The organism is Xanthomonas sp. NCPPB 1325, from assembly GCF_041477645.2.
Classification (GTDB): Bacteria; Pseudomonadota; Gammaproteobacteria; order Xanthomonadales; family Xanthomonadaceae; genus Xanthomonas; species Xanthomonas cannabis.
On sequence record NZ_CM192985.1, the window covers coordinates 4,542,813 to 4,564,217 of the forward strand.

Here is a 21,405-nt window from a genome sequence, read left to right on the forward strand (position 1 = left end):
AAACGAGCGCTGTAAAGCGCACTGCGTCGCATAACGATATTCCGTCACATCGACCTATCCGCAGCAGAAACCCTGATTGGCTGGATTAACCGATCACCCGCTTGAACGGCGGCAAGGCATCGATGATGCGTTTGCCGTAGCGACGGGTCAGCAGGCGCGAATCGAGGATGATCACGCGGCCATGGTCGCTGGAGCTGCGGATCAGCCGGCCGGCAAACTGCGTGAGCGTGCGTAAGGCATGCGGGATGGCGATCAGGTTGAAGGCATTATGGCCACGACTTTCCAGCCATTCGCTCAAGGTGGAGGTTTGCGGATCGGTGGGCACGGCGAACGGCACCTGGGTGATGACCACGGTGGTGCAGGCTTCGCCGGGCAGATCCAACCCTTCGCCGAACGAGTTCAAGCCGAACAGCACCGAGCCCTCACCTGCCGCGATGCGGCGCAGGTGTTCGGTGATCAGCTGCGACTTGTTGCCTTCGCCCTGCACCAGAACGCGGTTGCGTTGCGCCAGCGGCATCAGGTCGGCGACCTTTTCCATCTTCCAGCGCGAAGTGAACAACACGATGCTGCCCTTGGCGGACCAGTCCAGTTCGCGCACCAGATACTTGGCCACTTCCTTGGGGTGGCCTTCGCGGTCGTCGGGCGTGACCGGGAAATTGGGCACGATCAACTCGGCCTGATTGGGCAGGTCGAACGGCGAGGCCAGTGAGGCCATTTCGGCGTGCTCGGGCAGGCCGTTGTCGATGGCGAAGGATTGAAAATCGCCGCCGCCGGTGAGCGTGGCCGAGGTCATCACCACCGAATCCACTTCGTTCCAGATCATCGTGCGCAGCACCTGCGCGGCCGACACCGGCGAGCAATGGCAGATCAAATCGCCGTCGCGCGAGAGGGTGATCCAGCGTGCCATCGGTGGCTGGCCTTCCTTGTCTTCGCGTCGCCAGCCGCTCCACAGATTGTGTTGCTGCTCGGCCATCTCCAGCGCCAGGCCCAGGTTGCGCTGCAGCCGCTCGCGCGCCGCATCGTCCTGCTTGCCCTTGGCCACCGCGCTGTGCGCAGCGTGCACCCAGTTGAACAGCGCGCGGGTGTCTTCGCCGAGTTCTTCGATGGCCGGGCCCCACTGCGGCGGCAGCTTGCCATTGGCCGCACGCCACAACGGATCGCGTTCGCCGGGCTCGGGTTTCCACACACGTTCGACGTCGGCGTGGAAGGCCTTGAGCAGTTTGGACACGCGCGCAGCCACCTCGATGGCTTCGTTGGGCAGCAGGTTGCCGATCCTGTCCTTGTCCACCGCGCGGTACGCGGCGGCGATGAGAATCTGCATGCGGCCGGTGCGCTTGGCCATCTCGTCCAGCGGCAGATTGGCTGCGCCCTGGTCGATGGCCACACCGGCGATGTGATGGCCTTCGTCGAGCACCAGCAGCATGTCCGACGGTGGCGCGATCAACGGCTGGCCGTTTTCGGCATCGCCCAGCGACAAGGAGGACAGCAGCAAGGCGTGGTTGGTGACCACGATCTGCGCTTCGCGCACGTCGGTACGCGCCTTGAGCACCGGGCACTGCGCGGCATAACTGCAACGGCGGCCCGCGCAGCCGGAGGCCGGCGTGGTGATGCGCATGCGCAGCGGCACCGAGACCTGCTCGGGCGCGTCGTCCAGGTCGCCGTTCCAGGTGCGCGCGGCATAGGCCTTGGCCAGCCGCTTTGCCAGATCGGCATCGACCGGGCTGAGCGGGCGGTCGTAGAGCGCCTGCTCGTCTTCGAACATGGCGTTCTGGTTGGTGTCGCCTTCCAGCTCGGCGGCGTTGCGGGTGCACAGATAGCGGGTGCGGCCCTTGGCCAGCGCCACGGTGGCTTCCAGTCCGGTGGCCTTGAGGAAGGCCGGGATGTCGCGTTCCACCAGCTGCGACTGCAGCGCCACGGTGCCGGTGCTGATGACCAGCTTCTTCTTGGTGGCCAGCGCTATCGGCACGCCAGCGGTGAGATAACCCAGGCTCTTGCCCACGCCGGTGGGCGCCTCGGCGATGCCGATGCCGCCGGAGGTGGCCAGTGCCCGCGAGACCAGGCCGATCATCTGGCTCTGCGCACGCCGCGTGGCAAAGCCGGGTGTATTGGCCTGCAGCTTGGCGTAAGCGTCGCGGATGCCGGCCTTGATCGGGTCGGTCAGAACACGCTGGGTGGGAACGGGCGCGGACGGCGCGGCCGGTGGGGCAACTTCAGTCATCGCGCTATTTTCGCACGGACCGGCGCAACGCCTGCGACCGGCCGGTTGGGCAGCTGAACGTGTTTGTCCGGTACACCGGCACATCTGCGGCCATGCCGCTCGCGCGGCGGCGTGGCCGGGCGGCGGCTGGGTGCGGGCAACGCAGCAAAGAACCAGTGCTGCGCCGTGCGAGCGAGATCAGCGGCCGGGCAGGCGACGGCCGAAGACCAGGTGTCCGGTCAGCCGCGCGCCCTGCGGCGCGGCCAGGCGTAGCGCGCCCACACGCTACCGACCAGCAAGGTCACCACACCCATCACCAGCATGCCGACGCCCACGCCGGCCGGGCCGAAGCGTTCGTATAGCAGGCCGCCGCGGTTGACGGCGGCCAGTGCCTGCGGGTGCAGCAGTGTCCAACCGCCTTGCCCTGCGCAGAGCAGGCCAATCAGCACGAGCGCCAGCGGCTTGATCGGGATCATGCGCGCGGCCCGGCTGCCGGCGGCAGTTGTTGCAGGCTGCGCGCCAGGGTCCACACCAGCACCCCGACCCCCACGCCCTGCACGGCGGTCAGCACGAAGCGGCCGATGCCCATGACCAGGCTGATCTGGCGCACGTTGCCCTGCTGCAGCAGCAGCATCGGAATTGCCTGCAGGGCGACCTCGGCCAGCACGCAGCCCAGCAGCACCCACAGCGCGGCCAGTGCAGCCCCGCGCAGGCGCCCGCGCGGTGCACGCCACAGCAGCACCAGGCCCAGCAACAGCGCGATCAGCATCGGTGCGCGCGACAGCAGGCTGGTGATCAGGCTGAGCAGGATCTCGGTGACGTTCATCGCCGCCGGCTCAGTCGGCGCTGACCAGCACCGCCTCGCGCGCGCGCAGCGCGGCGTAGACCGGGTCGGTCTGCGGGCGCACGCCATGCCACAGCGAGAAACTTTCCGCGGCCTGCTCCACCAGCATGCCCAGGCCATCGATGGCGTAGCGGCATTGCGCCGCGCGCGCCCAGGCCAGGAAGGCGATGGCGGTGGGGCCATAGTTGAGGTCAACCGCCGCGGTGAGGCTGTTGACCAGCCCCAGCGGTAGCGCGAACGCGCCGGCATCACGGTCGCGGCCCGCAGCAGTGGCGTTGACGATCAACTCGAAGTCGCCCAGATCCCGCAGGTCTTCGATGTAGCGCGACACCACGCGCCCGGGTTCGCCCAGCGCATCGCACAACGCGTCGGCACGCTCGGGCGAGCGGTTCACCACCACCATTTCAGTGATGCCGGCATCCAGCAGCGCCGGGGCCACGCCGCGGGCGGCGCCACCGGCGCCCAGCAGCAGGACGCGGCGACCGCGCAGATCCAGTCCATGGCGATCGGTGAGATCGCGTACCAGGCCGACGCCGTCGGTGTTGTCGCCCTGCCATTGGCCATCGTTCCGCACCAGCGTATTGACCGCTCCGGCCAGGCGCGCGCGATCGCTCAGGCTGCCGGCCAGCGCGCAGGCCGCTTCCTTCAGCGGCAGGGTCACGTTGGCGCCCTTGCCGCCTTCATCGGCAAAGCGCTCCAGCGCGGCGGTGAACTCCTCCGGCGGTGCGTCGATGGCGGTGTAGTCCAGCGCGATGCCGGTCTGCTTCCCGAAGTCGGCATGGATGGCCGGCGACAGCGAATGGGCGACGGGGTGGCCGAACACGGCATAACGGGATACGGGCATGAAACGCTCTCTGGTTGACTAGACTGTGCGCAAGATGAGGCAGGAACACCGCATGCACTATCGATGGACACTGCTCGCGCTGGCGGCGAGTTTACTCTGCGTCCCGTCTGCTTCGGGGCTTGCTGAATTCGGGATCGAAGGCATGGGCGTTGTGTCCACGCCGGCCAACGAGGCGCACGCCACGCTCAGCCCGGACGGGCAGCGCATCGTCTGGGCCAGCGACCGCGCCGGAGGCGCCGGCGGCTGGGACCTGTGGCAGGCACAGCTGCGCGGTGGGCGCTGGCAGGATGCGCAAGCGCTGCCGATCAACAGCGCCCAGGACGATACCTCGCCGCTGTTCAGTGCCGATGGACGCTGGCTGCTGTTTGCCTCGGCGCGGCCTCGCGGCGCCGGTGGCAGCGATCTGTACCGGGTGCCGGTGGATGCGCAAGGCAAGCTCGGTGCGGTGCAATCGCTGGGCGCCGCGATCAACAGCCGCGGCGATGAGCATGCGCCCAGCCTGTCGCTGGACGGCACGCGCCTGCTGTTTGCCAGCGATGGCCACGGCGGCGCCGGTGGCCTGGATGTATTCGTGGCGCGCTGGGATGGACACGCATTCTCCGCGCCGGCACCGCTGGTCGACATCAATACGCCGGCCGACGAGCTGGATGCGGCCTGGCTCGGCGACGGGCGTGGGCTGGTGTGGACGCGCGGGAAGAGTGCGGGTCCCAGCCAGCTCCTGCTGGCTGCCTGCAAGGACGGGCACTACACGCACGGTCAACCAGTGCCGCTGTCGTTCAATGGCCCGCAGGAGCGCACCTTTGGTGCAGTGGTGGACGCCGCCAAACCGGGCGAACTCCTGGTCACCGGCAGTGCCCGCGCGCCACGCGCAGGGCAACTGGATCTGTACCGGATGAAGGCGCCGACGGTGGACGGTGATACCAGCTGCCGTTGAGCGCGCGCCACGATGGCGCGCGTGGAGGCTTCATCGCCGGATCAACGCACGATCTTGTGCCGGTGCCGCGCAGGGTGGCTGAACGCAGGACCACTCCCCGGCGAGGCCGCATCATCGCGGCACACGCTCTCGCACCTTCGTGCTGATCGCCGCATCGCACGATGCGGTGGTTCGATCCAGCCATCGTGCGCAGCGCGCGGCCTCACGCAGGCAGTCGGCAACCACGCTGACTCAATATACATCGCGCCGGTAACGGCCGGCGGCGGTCAGTGATTCCACGCGTGCCTCGCCCAGGAGTTCGCGCAGCGTCGCGTCCACGGCACGCGCCATGCTGTCCAGGCTGCCGCAGACATGGATCACCGCACCGCGATCGATCCAGTGCCGTAGCGCCTCGCCGGTGTCGTGCAGCCGATGCTGCACATAGCGTTTTTGCGGCTGGTCGCGCGAGAACACTTGGTCCAGCTGCTGCAGATGCCCACTGGCCTGCCAGGCCTGCAGCTCATCGGCGAACAACCGGTCGTGCGCGGCCTGGCGCTCGCCGAACAACAGCCAGTGCCCATGCACGCCGGCCAGTTCGGCCTCGCGCAACAACGCGCGCAGCCCGGCGATGCCGGTGCCGTTGCCGATCAACACCATGGGTGCCGCTTCGACGCGATGGAAGCCCGGGTTGGTGCGCAGACGTGCACGCAGCGGCGTGCCGACGGGCGCGTGGCAGATCAGCCAGCCCGAGCCCAGGCCGGGGCTGCCGTCGCTGCGCGTGGTCAGCCGGACCACCGCGCTCGCCACGCCATCGGCCGTCACGCTGGCCAGCGAATAGTCGCGAGTGGGCAAGCAGTCGCAGGCATCCAGCCAGGCCTGTGGATCCGGATGCTGCGCTGGCGGCGTGGCGGGCGCCTGCGGCAGCACACGCTCGGCGGCGGCCTGATGGAGCGGCAGCAACTGCGCATCGACATGCACCAGCGCCTCGGGCGGCAGGCTCCATGCGGCCAGGCAGGCCCGCACCTGCGCGTCGGCGTGTGCGGGCTGCACTTCGAGAATGTCGCCGGCCTGCCAGTGCGCCTCGGGCGGTGGCTGCAGGTCGATGCGCCAGATCGGCGCGCCTTCGCTACCCGGATTGAGATGGGCGCGCGCCAGCAATGTCCAAGAACTCAGGCGTGGCTGCGCCAGGGTCGCGGCGGCCACCGGTGCGCCGGCAATCTGCTCCAGCTGCGCATGCCATTGCGCCAGCGCCTGCGGATCGGCGCTGTCCATTTCCACCGTTGCAAACAGCGCGCGGGCGCCCTGCGCGTCCAGCCACTGTTCGACACGCCGCGAAAACCCGCAAAACTGCGCGTACTGGCGGTCGCCCAGTGCCAGCACCGCATAGGCCAGCTGCGGCAAGGCGATCTGCTGGCGCAGCAGCTCACGCTCGACCACACGTGCTGCATCCGGCGGCTCGCCATCGCCGAAGGTGCTGATCACCAGCAGGGCGTGCCGCGTGCCCTGCAGGTGCTGCGCATCCACCTGTGCCAGCGGGCGCACCTGCACGGGCAGGCCGGCGGCCTGCAGATGCCCGGCCGCCTGCCAGGCCAGCCGCTCGGCAAAGCCGCTCTGGCTGGCGAACGCAATCAACCATGGTTCGACCTGCGACGCCGGCGGGGCGCTTTGCAGCATCACCCGGGCGGCGCGCAACGCGCGCTTCTTGCCGCGCCGGTCCAGATACAGCATCCAGCCGCTGACGAAAAACACCGACATGCCCAGGCTGACCAGCATCACCACGATGCGCCCCGGCAAGCCGAAGAAACTGCCCGAATGCAGCGCAAACATGCTGACCATCAACTGCTGCCCGCGCGGCCTTGACGCGTAGTCCTGCCGGCGCAGCACGGCACCGCTGGCGGCATCGAGGTCCAGGGCGTTCAAGGCGCGGTCGTGATCCGCGTGATCGGGCAGAAACCGCACATTCAAGGCCTGCCCGGCACCGGCGGGAATACGCAGATCCAGCGCGGCGTGATGCGTGGCCGGGATGCCATCCAGGGTGCGTTGCACGCGCGCAAAATCCACCGTTGCCGGACGCCGGTCGCGCCGGTCGTCGCGCGCCACGGGCTCGCCGCCGAGCACGGCCGCCATGCCGTCGCGGTACCAGGGATAGGACCAGGTCAGGCCGGTCAACGCGATGAGCAGATACACCAGCAGGCACCAGGTGCCGAACACCGCGTGCAGGCTCCACAGAAAACTGCGGCCCTGCCGGCGCCACTCCACCACCCACCAGATGCGCAGGCTCCACCACCGGCGTGGCCAGCGCAGATAGAGCCCCGAGGCGCAGAAAAACAGCAGGATCAGCGTGCAGGCCCCAGTCACTGCCTGGCCGCGTTTGCCCGCCGTCAGATGGCGATGCAGATCCTCGAGGAAGGCAAACGTACTGCTCAGCCGCGGCGCCGCCACCCGCTCACCGGTATACGGGTCGAAATACACACGTGCGCTGCCCTTGGCGGCGAGCCGCGCATTGGAGGGCCGCTCACCGGTAGGGTCGATCAGCATCCGGGTGACCGGCGGCGGCCCGGACGTGGTCGGCGCCAGATCCAGCCGCTGCAGCAGCACATCCACCGGCAACGCACGCTCGCCTGCCGCGTGCCGCTGGGCCAGCTGCACGAGGGGCGGATTGGCCAGCCGCACGAGTTCGTTCTCGAAGGACATCGAGGCGCCGGTCAGCCCCATCACCGACAGCACCAGACCGGCCGTGATGCCGAGCAACCAGTGCAGCTGGAACAGCAGCGTTTTGATCAAGACGGCAGAAGATCAGTGACGGCCGGGCATTGTAGATGAGAATGCGTCTCGCATGCGCCGCCGCGCGGGTGACCCGGCGCCCACTGCGGCGCATGTGGTCCAACCGTCACTGCCGCACGTGGGACTGCTGGATGCTCCCGATCCACGACCGTGCAGCATGCGGCGTGCGACGCGGTGATCGATCGCAGTGGCCAAATCGGCAACACAGCGCGCTCCGCATGGCGTTATCGGCGTGGCAGGAAGTGTCTGCACAGCGCCTGGAGCGATCTGGAACGGGTCGTGCTGCATCTGAACACGACGCACCGAATCGCCATGCTCCAGATGCAGTCATCGCAGTGACTTTCGTGGCGCCTGGATGCTGTTTGAAACGGCATTGGCCACGCCGCAGTGCATCCCGGTGCGTGCGGGTTGGACACCGCAGAGAACCGACTCAGTCCCACCGCAAGACGTTCGGGACGTGCCGCTCATCGAACCATGATGTCGTTGCGGATCGAGTGCACTCAACCCATTCGCGCGGCCGCTCGCCGCGGATGGGTGACTGGAACCGGAGCGCTTCTGCCTCTTCCTGCGCGGGGTTTACTCCCGCACTCGGCTCCACCCACGGCTCTGTCAGTCGCGCATTCAGCGCGTGCGGCTGCGTCGCCGTGGCGCAGCCGCGCCGTGCGGGTCAGCGTGCGTCTTCGCGCAACCAACGCGCCACTTGCGGGGCGAAGTAGGTCAGCACGCCATCGGCACCGGCGCGCTTGAAGGCCATCAGCGCTTCCAGCACGCACTTGCGCTCGTCCAGCCAGCCGTTGGCCGCCGCCGCCTTGAGCATGGCGTATTCGCCGCTGACCTGATACGCGAAGGTCGGCACGCGGAATTCGTCCTTCACCCGGCGCACCACATCCAGATACGGCATGCCCGGCTTGACCATCACCATGTCCGCGCCCTCTTCCAGATCCAGCGCGATCTCGCGCAAGGCTTCGTCGCCGTTGGCCGGGTCCATCTGGTAGGTGGTCTTGTCGGCCTTGCCCAGATTGCCGGCACTGCCCACCGCATCGCGGAACGGGCCATAGAACGCCGAGGCGTACTTGGCCGAATACGCCATGATGCGCACGTTGAGATGCGCATCGGCATCCAGCGCACGACGGATCGCACCGATGCGGCCGTCCATCATGTCCGAGGGCGAAATGATGTCCACACCGGCCTGCGCATGCGACAACGATTGTCTGACCAGCGCCTCCACGGTGATCTCGTTGAGCACATAGCCCTTGTGATCGATGATGCCGTCCTGCCCGTGCGTGGTGTACGGGTCCAGCGCCACGTCGGTCATGACGCCCAGCTCGGGGAAGCGCGACTTGAGCGCACGTACCGCGCGCTGCGCCAGGCCGTCCGGGTTCCAGGCTTCGGCCGCGTCCAGGCTCTTGCCGGCCGGGTCGATCACCGGAAACAGATCGATCACCGGGATGCCCAGTTCCAGGGCGTTCTCTGCCTCGCGCAGCAACTCGTCCAGCGACAGCCGCTCCACGCCCGGCATCGAGGCGATCGGCGCGCGGCCGGGCAACTCGTGCACGAACACCGGCCAGATCAGGTCATCGGTGGTCAGCGTGTTTTCGCGCATCAACCGACGCGAAAACGCATCGTGGCGCATGCGGCGGGGGCGATAGTGCGGATGGGCCATGACAAGGCTCCTGGAGACAGCCCACAAGTCTACGCCTGCCGCCTTGCCGCAGACGCGCTGCGACGCACTGTCGCAGCGCTGCAACGGCTTAGATCACCCCGCCGCCCAGACTCAGGCGGATCACCCCGACCACGATCACCAGGCCGTTGAGCAGCAGGCCGGTCTTGGCCCGCCCACGGTTGCCTGCCGAGGTGAACAACAGCGCGATCGCCGCGATGATGGCGCCAACCGCCGCGAACGGAATCAGGAACCAGTTGCCCCACCCCAGCAGCGGGATGAAGGCCAGCACCATCCATAGCAGCGCCACAATGCCCCAGAGCAGGCTGATCAGTCCCACGTGCCACCTCGTCCGTCGAAGAAAGGCGCAGCTTAACGGTGCGCCTGCCAAGACGCCGTGGGCGGGTGGTCACCCTGACCAATGGCGGCTTGGCGGCAGCCTCACATGGGCGTGGCTAGGGTGCGTCAAACTCCGGTGCACTTCGCAACCACTCGCACCACGGCCGCCCGCGCCGTGTTGTTAGCCACTCTTCAGTTCGGCCACCGGATCATCGCTGTCACTGTCGTCAACAGGGGGCTATTGCATGAACAAGCACATCGTCATCGGCGCCACACTGGCCCTGCTGCTGGCCGGCTGCGCCAGCAGTTCCAAGGTGATGCTGGGCCAGGCCCGCGCGCCGATCGACCCCGCGCAGGTGCAGGTGTATTCCAACGCCCCGGTCGGCTCGGTGGAGATCGCCCAGCTCGAATCCACCAGCGCTGCCGGCTTCGGCACCCAGGGCCAGACCGATGCCGCCGTGGAACGCCTCAAGCGCGAAGCGGCCAAGCTCGGCGCAAACGGGGTGGTCATCGTCGGGGTGGGCTCGGAGCGCTCCGGCGGCGGCCTGTCGGTGGGCGGCGGCAGCTACGGCGGCCGCGTCGGTGGCGGGCTGGGTATCGGCATCCCGACCACCCAGAAGCGCGCGGCCGGCATGGCGATCTGGGTGCCTGCGGGGGCGCAGCAGCGCGCTGCGCCGGAGATGCCGCCTCCAACGCGCTGAGGCGGCCCCAGAATTCGAGAGTGTTTAATGCAACGGGGCGCGATGACTGGCTGAATCCAGCTCCATCGCGCCCCAGGTTTTTTACACAGCCCTACTGCTTAGCGCTTGCGTTGCTGCGCGGGAATGAACTGCGTCTCCACCGCCTTGGCCAGTTGGTCCGGCGGCAACAAGCCCTGGTCGAGCAGGAAATTGTTGAAGGCCAGGCGGTCGAACTTCTTGCCCAGTGCCAGTTCGGTGCGCATGCGCAGTTCGAGGATGCGGGTGTAGCCGTAGAAGTAACTGCCGGCCTGGCCGGGCGCGCGGACGGTGTAGCGGTCCAGTTCCTGCCGGGTCATGGCCGGTGAGAGGCCGACGTCGTCTTCCAGCACCTGGCGCGCGCGTTCGCGGTCGATCAGGCCCAGGTTGAGCATCGGGTCGAGCATGGCGCGGGCGGCGCGCAGCAGGCGGAACTGCAGGGCGATCAGCTGGCCGTCGAGCGGTTCGTACGGCACCATTTCGGCTTCGGCATACAGCGCCCAGCCTTCGACGTTGACCGAGTTGAAGGCGAACAGGCTGCGCGCCAGCGAGATGCCGCGTTCGACCATGGCGGTGAACTGCAGCTCGTGGCCGGGGCGGCCTTCATGCGCGCTGAGCGTCCAGGCCGCTGAGCCGAAGTTGAAGTCGTCGTACTGCTCCTTCTTGGCGCCATCGGCGGTCGGGTTACCCAGCGGCAGCACGAACTGGCCCTGCTGGCCGGTGTTGCCGATCAACGGCGCCGGCAGGAAATGCGGCGCCGGTTGCGCGGCGCTTTCGGCGGCGCTACCCAGGCGCATCTGCATCGGGCGGTTGGGCACATCGACGATGCGCTGCTGGCGGATGATCGGGTCGATCTGGTCGATCACGCCGCGGTAGTGGGTCTCCAGCTGGTCGTCGGCGATCTTGTTGCCCTTGAGCGCACGGATCACCTGCACATAATCGCCGCCCTGCACGCCCTTGGCCTTGGCCAGCAGCGGCGCAAGCTGGCGCATGGCCGAGCGGGTTTCCATGAATTCCAGCTGCGCGCGCTGGATCAACTGCTGCGGGGCGATGTCGATGCCGACCTGCTTGAGCTGGAAGGCGTACAGCGGCTCGGGCAGGCGGGTGTCCTTGCGCGCCTTGGGCAGCACCGTGCTGCGGGTCCAGGCGGCATAGTCCTTGAGCTGGGTGGACATGGCCTTGAGCGCCTCGTCGGCGCCGGCGATCTTGTACTTGGCGAACAATTCGCCGATACCGGCAACGTAGGTGTCCACATTGGCCAGCGCCTGCTCCACTTCGCGCTGGGTGGGCTGCAGCAGTGCGGTGTTGCCCAGCTTTTCCTCGTAGCGCTGGCGCGCCAGCGTGGTGGTGGGCGTGCTGCCCGGCACCAGGCCGACGTAACGCTTGAGGCGGTCCAGCGCCTTGGCGCGGCGTTCGGGCACGGTCTGGTCGGACAGCAGGCCATTGAGGCCACTGAAGACCGCCTCCGGAGCGTCGCTCCAGGGCAACAGATACCGCTCGTTGAGCTCGCTGCCTTCGATGTTCTGCGCGGCCGCGCCGATCATGATCTGCAGGTCCTGGCGCACGTTGGTATCGCGCTCGGTGGCCAGCTTGGCCTGCAGCGTGGCGCGCGCCTTTTGCATCGCATCGCGATAGCGCGCAGCGTTGTCCGGGCCCAGGTCGACGACCTGATCGTCGTAGCCAGGCACGCCGAAGAAGCTGGCGTATTCGGGCTGGAACGGCGCCTGCGCGTTGAGCAGGATCTGCGCATAGCCGTTGCTGGTCTGCACCCAGGCCGGGCTCGCCGGCTGGGTCGGCGCTGCCTTGCTGGTCTGTGCCTGCAACGGCAACGAGGAACCGAGCGCCAGCGCGACGGCGAGAACGAGTGGCTTCATGAGGCGGATCCGCAAGTTGAGTAGCGCGACCCTACCCATCTGCAGCGACCGCGGCAATCTGCCTTTGGTCATGGCAGGCGGGGCACCGTAGCGATGCTGCGGCTGGCGACACATCGATCGGGTCGCCTTGAGTGCCGCGGACGCCGGTGCTGATCGGCCCAACGGCCATGCCTGCGCGTGGCCTCCACCTGCACTCGGCCCTACGCGCGGGGCCCGCCGTCCAACGTTGGCGCGCGACGTCGGTGCGCAACACGCGGATGCTCCGGTTCCTGGACACCGCGCATGCCGAGCTGACAACCGCTCGCGACGTTTCGTGCGCCGCGCCTAGTCGTGCACCGGCACCAGACAGCGCTGCAAAAACGCTTCGGCGGTCTTGTAACGATGCAGTGCAGTGGCGCCTGAAACACTGTGCTTCGCACCGGGATAGGTCATCAGCTCGAACGCAGTGCCGCGTTGCTGCAACTCGCTCATCAGCGCGGTGGAGTTGGTGAACAACACGTTGTCGTCGGCCATGCCGTGGATCAGCAGCAGCCTGGCGCGCAGGCCGTCCAGATGAGTGGCGATGCGTGCGTCGCGATATCCGTCGGCATTGCCGGCCGGCAAGTCCATGTAGCGCTCGGTGTAATGGGTGTCGTACAGGCCCCAGTCGGTGACCGGTGCGCCGGCCACGCCGCAGGCATACGCGTCGCTGTGCTTGGCCAGCAGCATCAAGGTCATGTAGCCACCGTTGGACCAGCCCTGCACGCCGATCCGCCTGGCATCCACCCAGGGCTGGCGCTTGAGCCAGGCCACGCCTTGCAGCTGGTCGTCCACCTCCACGGTGCCCTGCCTGCCGTACAGCGCGCCACCGAAGTCGCGCCCGCGCCGTGGGGTGCCGCGGTTATCCAGCGAAAACACCACGTAACCGCGCTGGGCCAGGTATTGATCGAACAAGGCATCGCCACGGCCGGGCCAGGCATCGAGCACGGTCTGCGCGGCCGGGCCGCCGTAGACATAGACGATGACCGGGTAGCGCTTGGCCGGATCGAAATGGTCTGGCTTGGTGAGGCGGTACTGCAAGGGCGTCTTGCCGTCGGCGGCAGTCAGCGTGCCGAACTCCACCGGGCGCTGCGCGTCGCGGTAGCGGGCATACGGATGCTGCGGATCGGCAAGATCATTGGTGAGCAAGGTGGCGATCTTTTCGCCATTGGCCCGGAACAGTTCGATCTGCGGCGGCGTGGTGGTGTTGGACCAGGTGTCGACATACACGCTGGCGTTGTTTGCAAAACTGGCCACGTGCGTGCCGCGGGCGCTGGAGCGCTTTTCGATCGCACCGCCGGCCAGGGGTACCGCGTAGATCTGGGTCTGGGTCGGCGACTCTTTGCTGGCGGAGAAGTACACCGTGCCGGCCTGCTCATCGACGGCGAGCAAGGCATCCACCACCCAGTCGCCGGAGGTCAGCGGCGTCAGCGTGCGGCCGTCTTCGGAGGCAAGGTAGAGGTGCTCGTACCCGCTGCGTTCGGAGTTCCAGAGAAAGCGACCGTCCTTGAGGAAACGCAGGTCGTTGGTCAGCGGGACCCAGGTGGGCGAGATCTCGGTGATGAGCGTGCGCTGCGCGCCGCTGGCCAGCGTGGTTTCGATCAGCTCGAGGGTTTTCTGGTCGCGCGACTGGCGCTGGAAGGTCAGCCGCTGCGCATCGCGCCAGTCCACCCGTGCCAGATAGATATCCGGATTCTTGCCCAGGTCGATCCAGCGTGGAGCCGCCTTGGCGCGCGGCGCGATCACGCCCAATTGCACCGCCACATTCGGCTGGCCGGCCTGCGGATAGCGTTGGCTGATCACTTCGGTGTGGTCGGCATATACCTCCGGGCGTTTTTGCACCGGCACCTGCCCTTCGTCGATACGCGCGAAGGCAATGGCCGAATCGTCCGGCGCCCACCAGTAGCCGGTGTGGCGGTCCATTTCTTCGTCGGCGACGAATTCGGCCACGCCATTGCCGATGGTCTCGCTGCCGTCGTGGGTGAGCTGCAACGGCTTGCCGCTGGCCAGGTCGATCACCCACAGATTGCGCTCGCGTACGAAGCTGACGAAGCCGCCCTTGGGCGAGAGCTTGGCATCGGTGGCGAAACCTTCGCCATGGGTGAGCTTGCGCACCGCGGCCGCACCGGTCTTGCGCAGGTCATACAGATACAGCTCGCCGCCGAGCGGGAACAGCAACGCCTGCGCATCCGGGGCCCATTGGTAATCGACGATGCCGGTCAATGCGGCGATGCGTTGGCGCTCGCGCCGGGCCTTTTCGGCATCGCTCAAGGTCTCGGTGCCCGGCAGCACGACCTTGGAATCGACCAGCAGGCGGGTCTGGCCGCTGGTGACGTCGTATTCCCACAGATCCAGCTGGTTGCGGTCACTGTCCTTGCCGCGCAGGAAGGTCACCCGCGAGCCATCGGGCGCCACTTTGGGCTTCATCAGCGTCGGGCCGGACAGCGGCAACGGGCCGGTGATGGCCTCCAGGGTGAGTTTTTCGGCGTGGGCCATGGGGATGGTGATAAGAGCGGCTAACAACACGTAACCGGCAGTCGACAGACGGGCGTGGACGGCGCGCAGGAACCGCAGTGTACGAGGAGTCCATGCCGATTCCGAGCAGCGGCCGCGTTGGTCTGATGGCGGCGCAGTCGGCATGAGGGCAAGGTCGGCGGATGGGGCGCGCATTGAAGATCCTGTCTGAAGACTGCGCACAGGATGCGGGTGCGTGCGGTGTTTGAGAAGCGTGGCGGTCGTGCGCGTCCGTGGCGACGGGTCTCTACGCGGGATGGTCGGTGGTGTCGAGGCCGAGTCGCGAACAGGCCGGCGTATGTGCTTTCTGCTCGATGCCGAAGTGCGATGCGGGCGGGCTACCACGGGCCTGACGCGGCGCGGGTGACCGGTGGCTGCGACTGTGATGCGGAGCCGCACCCTCACCCCAACCCCTCTCCCGCAGGGAAAGGGGCTTTGGCTTGCTTCTCCCAGCGGGAGAAAAAGTGGCTTAGCTTCCTTCCCCCGCCGGGAGAAGGTGGCGCATAGCGCCGGATGAGGGTCGGGCGCAGCCCGGCCTTGCGCTTGGAACCGCTGTGTAGCGCGGTGTCTGACCGCGCTAATGCGCGCGGCGATCCACTCCAGGACATCCCCATGCAAGGCAACCTCTGCGGCGCTCAGCCGCAGCAGCACGGCGCCTCAGCACCATGCTTGCGTGCTCTGCCTCAGCCCTACACCTCAGCGCTTACCGAACAAATGCTTGCGCTCTTCCTCGCTGAGCGGCTTGCCGGCGTTGGGGTTCACCTGCTCTTTCAGCGCATAGGCGCGCTGCGTAGCCGGGCGCGCGGCGATGGCGTCATGCCAGCGCTTCAGGTGGGGGAACGCGGCGTAGTCGGGGCGGATGTCCGCATAGACCTCCAGCCACGGGTAGCTGGCCATGTCGGCGATGCTGTAATCCTCACCCGCCAGGAAGGCGTGCTCGGCCAGGCGCTTGTCCAGCACGCCGTGCAGGCGGCGCACCTCGGTGTTGTAGCGATCCACCGCGTAGGCAATCTTGTCCGGGGCATAGACGTTGAAGTGACCCATCTGGCCGGTCATCGGGCCCAACCCGCCCATCTGCCAGAACAGCCATTCCAGTGCGGCAATCCGCCCACGCGCATCGCGTGGCAGGAAGCGGCTGGTCTTTTCGGCCAGGTACAGCAGGATCGCGCCGGACTCGAACACGCTCTGCGGCGCGCCGCCATCGGCCGGTGCATGGTCGACGATGGCCGGCATCTTGTTGTTGGGCGACATCTGCAGGAACGCCGGGGCGAACTGCTCGCCCTTGCCGATGTCCACCGGCTTGACGGTGTAGTCCAGCCCGGCTTCTTCCAGGAACAGGGTGACTTTGTGGCCGTTGGGGGTGGGCCAGTAATACAGATCGATCATGGGTGCTCCGGTAGATGAGGGGTGATGCGACCGGGACGCCGAATTCCCCGGCGTGCACGGCCGCGTGTCCGAGGTCGGCAACCGCGTTGTAGCCAGGGCAGTTCACCGGTGCACGCGTGCCGCCCTGTCGGTCGCAATGAGAAGCCTCCGGGACGGAACAAGCGCATGAAGAGTGCACGCATTGGCCGTCCCGAAATGACCGATCCCAAGCGCTGGACCATGCCATCGAGGCCGGATGGTACGGCCCCCGCTGTGGTACGCGCGTGCACCGTCAGTGCCCCTGCTGGAACGATGTGTGACGCCATTGGCTCGCGACCGATGCTGCAGTGCAAATTGACTTTGTTAAGCCTGCGCTAACAAATGCTCGATTGTTCGATCGACCTTTGCCTGTCCCGCTCGGGGCCGGCCTTATCTTTTGTTTGGGGAAGCCATCACCGTGAGAGAGACACGCACCCTGCCGCGCACGCGGCGCCTGACGTCTGCCCTGCTGTTCGCATTGTCGACGCCGCTGGCCGCGCAGACCGCGCCGGCGCCGCAGTCGGCATCCACCGTCCCGGGCTCCAGCCAGGCCGATCCCGCCACTCTCGATACCGTCCAGGTCAGCGGTATCCGTGGCAGCCTCACCTCGTCGATGAACGTCAAACGCGATGCGCAAGGCATCGTCGACGGCATCGTGGCCGAGGATATCGGCAAGTTCCCCGACACCAATCTGGCCGAATCGCTGCAGCGCATCAGCGGTGTGTCGATCGACCGTTCGCTGGGCGAAGGCTCGCGCGTCACCGTGCGCGGCGTCGGCCCGGACTTCAACCTGGTGCTGTTGAACGGCCGGCAGATGCCGGGCGCCAGCATCGAGGAATCCAATGCCTCCAACTCGCGTGCGTTCGACTTCGCCAACCTGGCGTCCGAGTCGATCTCCGGCATCGAGGTGTTCAAGACCAGCCGTGCCAGCACACCTACCGGCGGCATTGGCGCGACCATCAACATCAAGACGGCCCGCCCGCTGGACAACCCCGGCATGCATGCCAACGTGGGTCTGAAGGGCGTGCACGATGCGTCCAACGAGAACCTGCCCGGGCGTTTGCAAGGCGATTCGCTGACGCCGGAAATTTCCGGCATCTTCAGCAACACCTCGGCGGACGGGCGCTTCGGCGTGTCGCTGAGCGGCAGCTACCAGGAACGCGACTTCGGCTACAGCCAGGTCGGTGTGCCCAACGGCTGGCGCTCGTTCCGTGGCGATGCCACCGCCTACGGCACCATTCCGCAGCCGGGCACGGCGGGCTCGGAAAACATCGTCAACCGTCCTGGCCCCAACGATATCTATTCGGTGCCGCAGAACCTCAACTACCGCGTGGTCGGGGTCGAACGCCAGCGCACCAACGGGCAGTTGGTGCTGCAGTACAAGCCGCTGGACAACATCACCACCACGCTGGATTACACCTACTCGGAAAACAAGATCCAGCAGCAGCGCAACGAGATGTCGGTGTGGTTCAACTACGGCCCGTCTGCCAGCGCCTGGACCAATGGGCCGGTGGCCGGCCCGATCACCTATTCGGAAATCGTCGACCCGGCCACCAGCGATCTGGCCACCGCCGGCTCCAAGGCGGCCACGCGTAACCAGAACAAGTCGCTGGGCTTCAACGTGGATTGGGCGGTGAACGATCAGTTCAAGCTCAGCTTCGACATCCACCGCTCTACCGCCGAAGCCGGCGCGGACAGCCCGTACGGGTCGAGCAACTCGCTGGGCGTGTCCGGTTTCTACCGCGGCACCTCGGTGGTGGATTTCAGCAAGGATTTCCCGGTGTTGCAGCAGCAGCTGGGCTTCGGGCTGACCGGGCTGGACCCGTCGCGCACGCTGGTCACCGGCTCGGCGTTCCGCAACAGCTACATGAAGTCAGAGATCGACCAGGCGCAGGTCAACGGCGACTTCACCTTCGAAAACTATTCGCAGTTGAAGTTCGGCATCGGCAGCACCGAGGTCAAGAACCGTTCGGCATTTTCCAACGTGCAGCGCGACACCTGGGGCGGCAACGGCACCGCGGCCGATTATCCGGACGATCTGTGGATTCCCAGTTCGTTCGCGCAGTACTTCGATGCGATCGACGGCAGCGGCAATCCGGCGCAGTTCGACCAGCTGTTCCTGTTCGACTTCGAACGTGCCCGCCAGGCCGCCGCGCAGGCTGCCGGCGACGACGCGCTGTACCGTATCTCGCCGGTGTTCACCACCGACCGCCGCGTCACCGAAAAGTCCAAGAACGCCTACCTGCAGTGGAACAACAGCTGGGACGATCTGCGCGTGCCGATCAGTCTGGCCGCCGGCGTGCGTTACGAAGAAACCAAGGTGGACGCGCAGGCACTGGTGCCGGTGGCGGTGGGTATCGACTGGGTCGCCAACAACGAGTTGCCGATCCGCCTGGCCGACTCGGCATTTTCCGGCGCCAGCGGCAAGTACGAATACTGGCTGCCCAGCCTGGACCTGAGCTTCAAGCTCACCGAGGATCTGGTGCTGCGCGGCAGCTATGGCGAAACCATCGGTCGTCCCGGCTGGGGCGACATCCAGGGCGGGCAGACGCTCAACCAGATCGCACGCCTGGAAGGCGGCACCGGCCAGGAAGGCAACCCCGGCCTGAAGCCGCTGCTCTCGCACAATATCGACCTGTCGCTGGAGTGGTACTACAGCGACGCCAGCTACGCGTCGGTGGGCTTCTTCCGCAAGAACATCGACAACTACATCGGTGTGACCACGCGTAACGACACCTCGCTGGGCCTGAACACCCCGGTGGGCGGTGCGTACTGGAACGAGGCGCTGGGCAATGGCTGCGCCTCGGCCGACCTGACCTGCATCCGCAACTACATCTTCCGCAACCGCGGCGGTGCGCCGGGTGTGGTGCGTGGCGCGGACGATGCCAACGGCAATGCCACCGGCGTGATCAGCGGGCAGCCGGGCGACCCGGTGGCCAACTTCGCCATCACCGCGCCGGCCAACCAGCGCTCCGCTTCGCTGGACGGCTGGGAATTCAACCTGCAGCACATGTTCGGCGCCAGCGGCTTTGGCGTGTCGGCCAACTACACCATGGTCGACTCCGGGCTGACCTACAACAACGCCGTGATCGGCGAGCAGTTCGCGCTGGAAGGGCTGAGCGATTCGGCCAACGTGGTCGGCTTCTACGACAAGGACAAGTGGCAGGTGCGTGCGGCCTACAACTGGCGCGACGAATTCCTGGCCGCGCGTTTCGACGGCAGCGGCCAGCCCAATCCGGTCTACACCGAAGCCTACGGCCAGCTGGACCTGAGCATCGGCTACCAGTGGAACGAGAACCTGTCGCTGAGCCTGGAGGCGATCAACCTCACCGACGAGGTGCAGCGTCAGCACGGCCGGCACCCGAACCAGATCGTGTATGCCACCCAGACCGGCCCGCGCTACATGCTCGGCCTGCGCTACAAGTTCTGGTGATCTAGGCAATGCACCGCACGTCCCGGCAGCCTGGCTGCCGGGACGTGGTTACGACCTTCCTGCGTGCTGACCGGAGCTGCATGCTCCGGCACTTGCCGTGCGAAGGGGATTGTCCAAGCATGGGCCACGCGCCCCCGCGTGATATAGCGACCCCCCATGACCAATGCCGTGTTGTTGAACAATCTCGATCACCGCGATCTGCGCGTGATCACTGCCCGTGGCGCCGCCTATGGCGACGACGTGATGTCGGCGGCTACCTTCCCGCAGGAATTCCGCCAGCTGCAGGGCCAGTACCCGATCGTGTTCCATCGCAACGAGAACGGCCGTTTTCAGCCGCTGGCGCTGCTGGGACTGCGGCTGGGCGAGAACCTGTTCCTGGACGGTGCGCGCTGGGACGCGCCATACATTCCGCTGGCGATCCAGCGGCAACCGTTCCTGATCGGCCAGCAGCCGGAAGGGCCGATGGTGCACGTGGACCTGGACAGCCCGCGCGTCAGCACCGATGAAGGCGAGCTGCTGTTTCGCGAACATGGCGGCACCACCGATTTTCTGTATCACATCAGCCAATTGCTGCGCACGCTGCACGATGGGCTGGCGGCCAGCGATGCGTTTGTCGAACGCCTGCTGGGTTACGAACTGCTGGAGCCGTTCGTGTTCGAAGCCACCCTGGACAACGGCCTGGAATGCCGACTGGCCGGCCTGCACACCGTGCATGAAGAACGCCTGCGCACGCTCGGCAATACCGCCTTGCTGGACCTGCACCGCCACGGCGATCTGGAACCGCTGTACATGGCGGTGGCCTCGATTGCGCAGTTCCGTTACCTGCTCGAACGCCTCAACCGCCGCCATGCCGGCTGAGCCGCGCGCCATCGAAGAACGGCATGGCCTGGATCCGCAGCAACTGGACCCGGCCCTGCTGCGCTCCACCACGCCGCTGGTGCTGCGCGGGCTGGTGCGCGATTGGCCGCTGGCACGCGCCGGCGCCAGCTCTGCACAGGCGGCCGCCGCCTACCTGCGCGGATTCGATCGCGGCGAAGCAGTGGTGGCGCAGGTCGGGCCGCCGGAGATCGGCGGGCGCTTCTTCTACAACGCGGACATGACCGGCTTCAATTTCCGCCCCGAGCGCGTGCCGCTGGGCGTGGTGCTGGACACCTTGCTGCGCGGCCTGCACGACGCACAGCCGCCGGCGATCTACGTCGGCTCCACCACCCTGGACACCTACCTGCCCGGCCTGCGCGCGGCCAATCCGATCGCGCTGCCGCAGGCCGAGCCGCTGGCCAGCATCTGGATCGGCAACCGCACCCGCATCGCCGCCCACCAGGACCTGCCCGACAACCTGGCCTGCGTGGTGGCCGGGCGCCGCCGCTTCACCCTGTTTCCGCCGGACCAGCTGGCCAACCTGTATATCGGCCCGCTGGACCTGACCCCGGCCGGCCAGCCGATCAGCCTGGTGGACATCACCGCGCCGGATCTGCAGCGCTTTCCGCGCTATGCGCAGGCACTGCAGCACGCGTGCGTTGCCGAGCTGGAGCCGGGCGATGCGCTGTTCATTCCCAGCATGTGGTGGCATCACGTCCAGGCGCTGGAAGGCTTCAACGTGCTGGTCAATTTCTGGTGGCGGCAAAGCCCGGCCTACATGGACTCGCCGATGAATGCGCTGATGCTGTCGCTGCTCACCATTCGCGACCTGCCCGCCGAACAACGCGCCATCTGGCAGGACGTGTTTCGCCATTACGTGTTCGAACCCGATGAGCGCACCGCCGCGCACGTGCCGGACGTGGCGCGCGGCGTGCTGGCCCCGATGGACGACACCCGTGCGCGCAGCCTGCGCGCGCGCTTGCTGCAACGCTTGAACCGCTGAGGAC

15 protein-coding genes and 1 other RNA gene are annotated in these 21,405 nt (G+C 67.0%); 5 read left to right on the forward strand and 11 right to left on the reverse strand.

Annotation, left to right across the window (positions count from 1 at the left end; translation table 11 throughout):
- Positions 1-85 precede the first annotated feature (85 nt).
- The 4 genes from dinG to aroE form a co-directional block, all read right to left on the reverse strand.
- Positions 86-2,218, reverse strand: a complete 2,133-nt coding sequence (gene dinG, locus ACCQ10_RS19330; protein WP_372361615.1) for an ATP-dependent DNA helicase DinG — start codon at positions 2,216-2,218, stop codon at positions 86-88.
- 218 nt (positions 2,219-2,436) lie between these two features.
- A complete protein-coding gene (locus ACCQ10_RS19335; protein WP_372361616.1) occupies positions 2,437-2,673 on the reverse strand; it encodes a hypothetical protein in 237 nt (78 codons plus the stop codon).
- Positions 2,670-3,023: a hypothetical protein gene (locus tag ACCQ10_RS19340; RefSeq protein WP_047692890.1), complete on the reverse strand. Its 354-nt coding sequence runs from the start codon at positions 3,021-3,023 to the stop codon at positions 2,670-2,672. Before ACCQ10_RS19340 ends, ACCQ10_RS19335 begins: the two co-directional genes overlap by 4 nt.
- Before the next feature lie 10 nt (positions 3,024-3,033).
- Positions 3,034-3,885, reverse strand: a complete 852-nt coding sequence (aroE, locus tag ACCQ10_RS19345; protein ID WP_039406341.1) for a shikimate dehydrogenase — start codon at positions 3,883-3,885, stop codon at positions 3,034-3,036.
- A 52-nt stretch (positions 3,886-3,937) separates the two neighbouring features.
- Here aroE and ACCQ10_RS19350 point away from each other — a divergent pair, with 52 nt between their 5' ends.
- Positions 3,938-4,819, forward strand: coding sequence for a TolB family protein (locus tag ACCQ10_RS19350; RefSeq protein ID WP_372361617.1), 882 nt, complete (start codon positions 3,938-3,940; stop codon positions 4,817-4,819).
- Positions 4,820-5,050: 231 nt separating this feature from the next.
- Here ACCQ10_RS19350 and ACCQ10_RS19355 read toward each other — a convergent pair whose 3' ends face one another.
- The 3 genes from ACCQ10_RS19355 to ACCQ10_RS19365 all read right to left on the reverse strand — a co-directional run bounded on the left by ACCQ10_RS19355 (position 5,051) and on the right by ACCQ10_RS19365 (position 9,576).
- Positions 5,051-7,582 carry a PepSY domain-containing protein gene (locus tag ACCQ10_RS19355; RefSeq protein ID WP_372361618.1) on the reverse strand — a complete coding sequence of 844 codons (2,532 nt, stop codon included), beginning with the start codon at positions 7,580-7,582 and terminating at the stop codon, positions 5,051-5,053.
- A gap of 667 nt (positions 7,583-8,249) precedes the next feature.
- Positions 8,250-9,245 (reverse strand): porphobilinogen synthase, encoded by a 996-nt coding sequence (hemB, locus tag ACCQ10_RS19360; RefSeq protein WP_166778441.1) that lies wholly within the window; start codon positions 9,243-9,245, stop codon positions 8,250-8,252.
- A gap of 88 nt (positions 9,246-9,333) precedes the next feature.
- Positions 9,334-9,576 (reverse strand): hypothetical protein, encoded by a 243-nt coding sequence (locus ACCQ10_RS19365; RefSeq protein WP_179456633.1) that lies wholly within the window; start codon positions 9,574-9,576, stop codon positions 9,334-9,336.
- A 250-nt stretch (positions 9,577-9,826) separates the two neighbouring features.
- Between ACCQ10_RS19365 and ACCQ10_RS19370 the strand changes: the two genes are divergently transcribed.
- On the forward strand, positions 9,827-10,282 hold the full coding sequence (locus tag ACCQ10_RS19370) for a hypothetical protein (protein WP_166750739.1): 456 nt from the start codon (positions 9,827-9,829) through the stop codon (positions 10,280-10,282).
- A gap of 98 nt (positions 10,283-10,380) precedes the next feature.
- On the opposite strand, the gene ACCQ10_RS19375 is transcribed toward ACCQ10_RS19370, so the two are convergent.
- From ACCQ10_RS19375 to ACCQ10_RS19390, 4 genes are all read right to left on the reverse strand, one after another.
- Positions 10,381-12,171: a DUF885 domain-containing protein gene (locus ACCQ10_RS19375; RefSeq protein WP_372361619.1), complete on the reverse strand. Its 1,791-nt coding sequence runs from the start codon at positions 12,169-12,171 to the stop codon at positions 10,381-10,383.
- A gap of 324 nt (positions 12,172-12,495) precedes the next feature.
- Positions 12,496-14,685: a S9 family peptidase gene (locus tag ACCQ10_RS19380; RefSeq protein WP_372361620.1), complete on the reverse strand. Its 2,190-nt coding sequence runs from the start codon at positions 14,683-14,685 to the stop codon at positions 12,496-12,498.
- Between the two features lie 18 nt (positions 14,686-14,703).
- A non-coding RNA gene (locus tag ACCQ10_RS19385) (sX9 sRNA) lies at positions 14,704-14,779 on the reverse strand.
- Positions 14,780-15,399: 620 nt separating this feature from the next.
- Positions 15,400-16,089, reverse strand: a complete 690-nt coding sequence (locus tag ACCQ10_RS19390; RefSeq protein WP_372361621.1) for a glutathione binding-like protein — start codon at positions 16,087-16,089, stop codon at positions 15,400-15,402.
- A 436-nt stretch (positions 16,090-16,525) separates the two neighbouring features.
- On the opposite strand from ACCQ10_RS19390, the gene ACCQ10_RS19395 reads away from it, so the two are divergent.
- The 3 genes from ACCQ10_RS19395 to ACCQ10_RS19405 all read left to right on the forward strand — a co-directional run bounded on the left by ACCQ10_RS19395 (position 16,526) and on the right by ACCQ10_RS19405 (position 21,401).
- Positions 16,526-19,540, forward strand: coding sequence for a TonB-dependent receptor (locus ACCQ10_RS19395; RefSeq protein WP_372361622.1), 3,015 nt, complete (start codon positions 16,526-16,528; stop codon positions 19,538-19,540).
- Between the two features lie 156 nt (positions 19,541-19,696).
- Positions 19,697-20,398: a SapC family protein gene (locus ACCQ10_RS19400; protein ID WP_372361623.1), complete on the forward strand. Its 702-nt coding sequence runs from the start codon at positions 19,697-19,699 to the stop codon at positions 20,396-20,398.
- The gene (locus ACCQ10_RS19405; RefSeq protein WP_372361624.1) at positions 20,388-21,401 is read left to right on the forward strand and encodes a cupin-like domain-containing protein; all 1,014 of its coding nucleotides are present in this window, start codon (positions 20,388-20,390) and stop codon (positions 21,399-21,401) included. Before ACCQ10_RS19400 ends, ACCQ10_RS19405 begins: the two co-directional genes overlap by 11 nt.
- Positions 21,402-21,405 lie beyond the last annotated feature (4 nt).

Coding starts and splice junctions, on each gene's coding strand:
- ACCQ10_RS19340 (WP_047692890.1), bottom strand. CDS start 3,023: ATGAACGTCACCGAGATCCTGCTCAGCCTGATCACCAGCCTGCTGTCG.
- ACCQ10_RS19335 (WP_372361616.1), bottom strand. CDS start 2,673: ATGATCCCGATCAAGCCGCTGGCGCTCGTGCTGATTGGCCTGCTCTGC.
- aroE (WP_039406341.1), bottom strand. CDS start 3,885: ATGCCCGTATCCCGTTATGCCGTGTTCGGCCACCCCGTCGCCCATTCG.
- ACCQ10_RS19400 (WP_372361623.1), top strand. CDS start 19,697: ATGACCAATGCCGTGTTGTTGAACAATCTCGATCACCGCGATCTGCGC.
- hemB (WP_166778441.1), bottom strand. CDS start 9,245: ATGGCCCATCCGCACTATCGCCCCCGCCGCATGCGCCACGATGCGTTT.
- ACCQ10_RS19350 (WP_372361617.1), top strand. CDS start 3,938: ATGCACTATCGATGGACACTGCTCGCGCTGGCGGCGAGTTTACTCTGC.
- dinG (WP_372361615.1), bottom strand. CDS start 2,218: ATGACTGAAGTTGCCCCACCGGCCGCGCCGTCCGCGCCCGTTCCCACC.
- ACCQ10_RS19405 (WP_372361624.1), top strand. CDS start 20,388: ATGCCGGCTGAGCCGCGCGCCATCGAAGAACGGCATGGCCTGGATCCG.
- ACCQ10_RS19375 (WP_372361619.1), bottom strand. CDS start 12,171: ATGAAGCCACTCGTTCTCGCCGTCGCGCTGGCGCTCGGTTCCTCGTTG.
- ACCQ10_RS19390 (WP_372361621.1), bottom strand. CDS start 16,089: ATGATCGATCTGTATTACTGGCCCACCCCCAACGGCCACAAAGTCACC.
- ACCQ10_RS19380 (WP_372361620.1), bottom strand. CDS start 14,685: ATGGCCCACGCCGAAAAACTCACCCTGGAGGCCATCACCGGCCCGTTG.
- ACCQ10_RS19370 (WP_166750739.1), top strand. CDS start 9,827: ATGAACAAGCACATCGTCATCGGCGCCACACTGGCCCTGCTGCTGGCC.